The sequence below is a fragment of the Pseudoalteromonas sp. SR45-5 genome (assembly GCF_014163565.1).
GTDB classification, from domain to species: Bacteria; Pseudomonadota; Gammaproteobacteria; order Enterobacterales; family Alteromonadaceae; genus Pseudoalteromonas; species Pseudoalteromonas distincta.
On sequence record NZ_JACJDN010000210.1, the window covers coordinates 1 to 6,093 of the forward strand.

At 38.9% G+C, this 6,093-nt stretch carries 8 protein-coding genes; 1 reads left to right on the top strand and 7 read right to left on the bottom strand.

Annotation, left to right across the window (positions count from 1 at the left end; genetic code table 11):
- The coding region (locus tag H5072_RS09610) for a hypothetical protein (RefSeq protein WP_182693392.1) at nt 1-511 on the top strand (511 nt) is incomplete at its 5' end.
- Nucleotides 512-593: 82 nt separating this feature from the next.
- Here the strand turns inward: H5072_RS09610 and H5072_RS09615 are convergent.
- From H5072_RS09615 to H5072_RS09645, 7 genes are all read right to left on the bottom strand, one after another.
- Nucleotides 594-2,147 carry an AbgT family transporter gene (locus H5072_RS09615; protein WP_182693393.1) on the bottom strand — a complete coding sequence of 518 codons (1,554 nt, stop codon included), beginning with the start codon at nt 2,145-2,147 and terminating at the stop codon, nt 594-596.
- 142 nt (nt 2,148-2,289) lie between these two features.
- The gene (locus tag H5072_RS09620) at nt 2,290-2,565 is read right to left on the bottom strand and encodes a YfcL family protein (RefSeq protein ID WP_024596509.1); all 276 of its coding nucleotides are present in this window, start codon (nt 2,563-2,565) and stop codon (nt 2,290-2,292) included.
- Nucleotides 2,562-3,725, bottom strand: coding sequence for an ATP-NAD kinase family protein (locus tag H5072_RS09625; protein ID WP_182693394.1), 1,164 nt, complete (start codon nt 3,723-3,725; stop codon nt 2,562-2,564). Before H5072_RS09625 ends, H5072_RS09620 begins: the two co-directional genes overlap by 4 nt.
- A complete protein-coding gene (locus H5072_RS09630; RefSeq protein WP_182693395.1) occupies nt 3,715-4,269 on the bottom strand; it encodes an elongation factor P hydroxylase in 555 nt (184 codons plus the stop codon). The genes H5072_RS09625 and H5072_RS09630 overlap by 11 nt, the downstream gene beginning before the upstream one ends.
- A 118-nt stretch (nt 4,270-4,387) precedes the next feature.
- Complete coding sequence (locus H5072_RS09635; protein ID WP_029753288.1) at nt 4,388-4,849, bottom strand: zinc-ribbon domain containing protein; 462 nt, start codon at nt 4,847-4,849, stop codon at nt 4,388-4,390.
- A 61-nt stretch (nt 4,850-4,910) separates the two neighbouring features.
- Entirely contained in the window at nt 4,911-5,558 is a 648-nt protein-coding gene (locus tag H5072_RS09640; protein WP_182693396.1) for a glutathione S-transferase family protein, read from the bottom strand.
- A 106-nt stretch (nt 5,559-5,664) separates the two neighbouring features.
- On the bottom strand, nt 5,665-6,042 hold the full coding sequence (locus H5072_RS09645; protein ID WP_024591638.1) for a DUF4112 domain-containing protein: 378 nt from the start codon (nt 6,040-6,042) through the stop codon (nt 5,665-5,667).
- Between the last annotated feature and the right edge of the window lie 51 nt (nt 6,043-6,093).

Genomic DNA, 6,093 nt, shown 5'->3' on the forward strand with positions numbered 1-6,093 from the left:
GGACTTTACAGATCCACCATTCATCTCAAATGAACTATACGACGCTGTTTTATTTATAACCCTCCCTATTATCTGTTGTGCACTATTTATCTATTTAAATATACTTATATTCAATAAATATAAACGCTGCAGTAAATATAGAGAATCACTTAAATACAATTTCTCAGATACTAAAATAAAATTAGCATCCATTTTCATGTACCCATTATCCCCTTTATTAATCTTTGGAATACTCTCTGTTTTTATCTCTGATCCTATTAAATTATGGGCTTACTACACACAAGGCGACTATTGGTATAAAGAATACATCCTGACCGATGTACAAGAGTGTGGCACTGAGTATGAAGATAGCTGTACTCGTTTATACTTCAAAGACCCTAAAACGAATAAGATTCATGATTTTAGGTGGTATGACGATAAGTCTACAATAATGAACAACAAAAATGATTATGTGTATATTGTTGGAGAGGCCAGCTTATTTGGCTATATAGTGAGAGATTTAGAAAGATAACTTAGACTTACTTTTACATTACAGGACTTTTATTTAAAAACCTCACTCAAGTGAGTGAGGTTCATAAAGGTTTAGGTTTAGGCTAAGGCAATGCTGGATAAATGTAGCTTGCATCTAAACCTAAAGGAATACCAAGTGCCCAATAACCTAATAAAAAGATACTCCAGCCAATCATAAAGGCAATTGAGTACGGCAGCATAATAGCAATTAAAGTGCCTATACCGGTGCCTTTGACATACTTTTGACAGTACACCACCACTAATGGGAAGTATGGCATTAACGGTGTAATAATATTAGAGCTTGAGTCACCTACACGATAAGCGGCTTGAGTTAAGTCTGGCGAAATGCCAAGTTGCATTAACATCGGTACAAAAATGGGGCCAAGTAACGCCCATTTTGCTGAACTTGAACCTACAAACAAGTTAACAAAGCCAGTTAAAAAGATAATGCCTACAACCGTTACTGCACTTGGCAATTCCATCGCCTTTAATAACTGCGCACCTTCAATTGCGAGCAGTGCACCTAAATTTGATTTACTAAATGCAGCAATAAATAGCGAACAGAAAAACGCCATGACGATATAATATGCCATGCCGCTCATCGCTTTACTCATAGCATCAATCATATCTTTTGAAGTATTAAAGGTACCTACCGTAAAACCATATACAGTGCCTGGGATCCAAAAAAGTAAAAATATTAGTGGTACAATTGATTGCATTAAAGGAGAGCTAAAATTAGTAAGGGATCCGTCACTACTGCGCATTGCAGAATCGTCTGGAGCAGAGACAAATGCTAATAACGCAAGTCCAGCAATCATCACGGTACTGGCTATATAAAAGGCACGTTTTTCATCACTACGTGCATCTTCAAATACAGGTAAATCCTCTTTAGCACCATCAACTGCTGTTTTTTGTAAACGTGGTTCAATAATTTTATCGGTAATGTACCAGCCTAATGCCACAATAAATAAGCTAGATGCTGAAGCAAATGCCCAGTTATTTAACGGGTTAATTGTTATTGCAGGATTAATTATTTGCGCCGCACTTTGGGTAAAGCTTTGTAGCAATGGGTCGATACCCGATGGAATAAAGTTAGCCCCAAAACCACCACTGACTCCTGCAAATGCAGCTGCAATACCCGCAAGCGGATGGCGTCCTGCTGCATAAAATATAACACCGGCAAGTGGAATAACTAATACATAACCTGCGTCAGTAGCGGTATGGCTCACAATGGCCACTAAAATGATTGAAGGCGTTAATAGCTTTTTAGGAGTAACTTTAAGCATTAACTTAAGGCCGGTATTAATAAATCCCGAATGCTCTGCAACACCGACACCTAACATAGCTACTAAAACGACACCTAAGGGAGCAAAGCCAGTAAAGGTTTTTACCATAGAGGATAAAAAAGTAGCGAGCGAATCACTTGCCAGCATATTATTAATAATAATCGCTTCACCGGTACGTGGGTCTATTGCATCAAAGCTCACGCCTGAAAACCACCACGACAAAAACCAAATCAATAACATTGCAAATAGAAATATTACGGCTGGATCTGGAAGCTTATTTCCTACTCGCTCAACAAAATTTAAAAAACGCGCTACAACCCCTGAAGGTAAAGCGTCTTGATTATTATTCATTTTTATTGTTCCTAAAATTTATTTTAGTAACAATATCGCATAAAAACAAAACAGTAAATTAACATGGGAATGTGCTTTAAAAGTTTTGGGCACAAAAAAACACGATAGTGATAAACAAATCGTGTTTTTTTGCCACTTAGGGTTAAGCGAGGGCTTTAACTTCATCCCACAAGCGTGCAACTAATGCCTTGTCTTCTTCGTTAAGCTCGCCGTTGCGATATGCTTTAACTAAGCTTTGCTCTACAGTTTCATTTAGCTCATCTATACTGATTGTCAGCTTTTCTACTTCGGCATAACCAACTGCAAGATCAAAATGACCTCGTAAATAGCCGCCAGCAAATAACTCATCGTCAGTTGCTTTTATTACTAAATCATCGAAGTACTGCTGGGCTGCATCGATATAGTTCACTAAACTCATTTATTAATCTCCTGGTTTTGCAAAGCACCTGTATTTTCAAGGTTTTGGTGCCCTACTGCATACATAATATGGTCGTTAAATCCGGTGGTTACTTTAATATAACCGGTTAATTCATCATCTAATTCGCCATCGCCTGTATCACAAATAAGGGGGCGACCATTAAGCGCTAGTAGTTTTGTTTTTGTTGCTACTACAATAATATTTTCTTTGCCAATTGCGCGTATAAGCAAAGGACTCAATTGCTGGTTACCACGGCCAAATATATGCCCTTGCCCGCCAATGAGCGTAATGACTAACTTAGTACTTTGATCATGTGTAAGCTCAAGCAATTGCTTAGCCGTTAAATCTTGGGCAACTAAGGTTTGATCTTTTATTAAATCAACACCAAGTAACGTATTTTCAAGCCCCATTTCTTCCATTATGGCTTCAACCGTTGAGCCGCTACCCATAATATAAAATGTGTCTTCATCCATTTGCGATACAACATGCGCTGCAATGTCGGCAAGTACGAGTTCGTCGGTTTCTTTACCGCCATTTTTAACCGCTTGCATATAGCGTACTTCGCTAGGTGTTTGCATTTCGCCGTAGCGTTTGGCTTTTACTGTGCCTTGCCTGAAAGCATCTTCATCTATATCCATTACATCTGCATCGGCTAAGGTAACTAACTCCCCCTTAACCAGCATTTCGACTACGCGCCCTGCAGCCTTTGGCGTGATAGCGTAAACACCAGAATGAATTTTACAACCTGCGGGAATACCAAGTACGGGAATGGTATCCTCTATTGCATGGCAAATATTACGTGCTGTACCGTCGCCTCCGGCAAATAAGACTAAATCAACACCAAAGTCTTTAAGTACTTTTGCTGCTTGTTCTGTGTCATCCGGGGTTGTTATTGCAGAAGTGTTATATACAACCTCTACATTAAAGCCTAAAGCTTTTGCTGTTTGCTCACCCATGTCACCGTTAACAGTGTAAATAGTTAAGCGTTCTTTATAAGGTAATAGCACCTCAAGCGCTGCTTTTGTTCGGCTATTTGCTTTTGGCTCTGCGCCTAATTCAATTGCTTTAGCGGCTGTGTGTGCGCCATCACTGCCTTTTAAGGCAACTGTGCCGCCTAAACCTGCTACAGGGTTTACAATTAAGCCTAATTTAAACGCCATTACAAAGCTCCTTTGGGTGTTGCCAATTAAATTGCTGCGCTGTTAATGGCCACGGTGTATTGTAAAAATCACACACTGCTTTTAAAAGTGACTCTGTACGAGAGTTAAAGCCATTTTCGATTAGCGATAATACCTGTGCATGTACTCGCTGCTGAAAATCAAACCGACACGTTTGCTCGCCGTTTAAGTTATCCACCGACACATTAAAATTAAACCCTGCTGCGGTGCTTAATAACCACTCTATAGCTTGGGGCTTTACTTCTACGTTTTCAAACTCAGCTTGTTTTTGTTTGTCGCGCCCATCAGGGCAGTACCAGTAGCCGTAATCTTCTAATAACCGACGTGCATCACCGGCCACCAGCCAATGTGCTACTTCATGTAATGCACTGGCATAAAAACCATGCGCAAATACAACTTGGTGATATGGCACCTGCTCTGTTGCTGGTAAATACACAGGCTCACAATCGCCTTTTATCAGTCGTGTATTGTGACTTTGATAAAAAGTGCGCTCAAAAATTGAAATTAGATCAGCTATTTGATGCATAAAAATTGATTAATTCGTCTCGGTTACAGCGCCATATTAGCGCACTAAAAACGAGACGAATTGTACGGGCTTTTACAACTAAAGTAAAAATAAGGCGGGATAGTAAAATATAAGCGGATTAATCTTTCACTTTATTGATATTTTTAATAATACCTAAACAGTAAAGCGTATTGGCAAGTTCTTTACGCTGTGTTTTTTCACTTGAGGTTTTATTGGCTAAGCTAGTTAACATATCGTACCGTTTACGTAGAGTTAGTATATATCTGGCATGCTTACGGCATTCAAAACAACGTGTACAGTGTGAATCGACCCAAAAATCAAGTACCTCAAACCAATATTGCTGCTCTTGAGCGAAAAAAATAAATGCCTTAGAGCAACTTTCGCACTTCTCTTCAATATCAACATAAAGTGCCCGAGGGTCAATGGCATAGTTTTGCTTTTTTATATCTGCCAATATTACCGTATTAGGGAAGTATTTAAGCCTAGAGTAACGCCAGTGCGCATTCTCTATCGCCTCTATTGTCACTGAGGTATTGGTAGTTATCGGTTTATTGCCATACCTTGGGTGATTTAGATACATGAGCTGCCTAGTTTAAACTTATGATTTTAAGGCATAGAACATGCCATATGAAAAACAATAATTATAAAGGCGTTCCTGCTTCATCACACTCTACAATATCGGTTTCGGTTAATGCCTGAGTGATCCATACTTGTAATACTGGGCAACGCATAACAAAGTCACAATATTGTTGCGCCTCTGGCGATAACGTAATTTGATATGTTTTTAAACGCAATACAATAGGTACGTACATAGCATCAGCAATACTAAAGTCACCAAAAAACCACTCATTTGGAAACACATCTTGTTGCTGTGCAAATATCTCGTCTATACGGGCTATGTCTTTTAATGCTTCGCTCGATAGGTCTACTTTACGGGTAGCTCTTATATTCATTGGCATTTCACTGCGCAGCGCCATAAAGCCTGAATGCATTTCAGCGCTTAGCGCACGCGCTTTAGCTCTTTGGGTAATATATTTTGGCCATGCAGCGCCTGATAAGTAAGCATCGTTAATATATTCACAAATTGCTAGTGAATCCCAAACCTGTAAATCGCCATCAATTAACGCTGGAACTTTTTGCACAGCAAAGGTCTTTTTTAGTTCATTGTAAAAATTAGGGGTGTCGAGTACCAGCTGGGTTTCACTAAACTCAACATCAAATTTACTCATTAAATACCATGCGCGTAATGACCAGCTGGAGTAGTTTTTATTACCGATGAATAATTGCATATTGTAAATACCAAAGTGAATAGACGCTCCTACCTTACTAGGTGATTAAACAACCAACAACATTTTGTTTAAAGTCTCTTTGCTAACTGTTACTTAAAGCTATTAATTACTCACTTAACTGCTTGTTTAAATGTTTTTTTAATAGTTGTGTATTACGCGTATTAGCTTTAAAAAACGCATCAAATATATCGCCAAAAAATGGCACTAAGCCGCCCACAAAATCTATGAGCATATTAATGATCATCTTAGTCTTTATACGTTTACTCACACCTAAACGCTGCGCTTCTATAAGCACATAGCTTGATAAAATTAGCCCTGCGGCATCACCTATTACAGGGATTAAACCAATCACAGCCTCCAAACCTATATTAAATTTAGTAAAAGGAATACCAATGCTGCTATCCGTTAACTTACTGAATCGCTCTAAGCGGGCTATTGCAGCTTGGGCTTTTATTTGTGAGTGTTCATTAATATTATCGTTCATGATTACTACCCTCCTTCTTGCAGTATATAGGGCTTACTTGAACAACTCCTG

Coding starts and splice junctions, on each gene's coding strand:
- H5072_RS09640 (WP_182693396.1), bottom strand. CDS start 5,558: ATGCAATTATTCATCGGTAATAAAAACTACTCCAGCTGGTCATTACGC.
- H5072_RS09630 (WP_182693395.1), bottom strand. CDS start 4,269: ATGCATCAAATAGCTGATCTAATTTCAATTTTTGAGCGCACTTTTTAT.
- H5072_RS09635 (WP_029753288.1), bottom strand. CDS start 4,849: ATGTATCTAAATCACCCAAGGTATGGCAATAAACCGATAACTACCAAT.
- H5072_RS09625 (WP_182693394.1), bottom strand. CDS start 3,725: ATGGCGTTTAAATTAGGCTTAATTGTAAACCCTGTAGCAGGTTTAGGC.
- H5072_RS09620 (WP_024596509.1), bottom strand. CDS start 2,565: ATGAGTTTAGTGAACTATATCGATGCAGCCCAGCAGTACTTCGATGAT.
- H5072_RS09615 (WP_182693393.1), bottom strand. CDS start 2,147: ATGAATAATAATCAAGACGCTTTACCTTCAGGGGTTGTAGCGCGTTTT.
- H5072_RS09645 (WP_024591638.1), bottom strand. CDS start 6,042: ATGAACGATAATATTAATGAACACTCACAAATAAAAGCCCAAGCTGCA.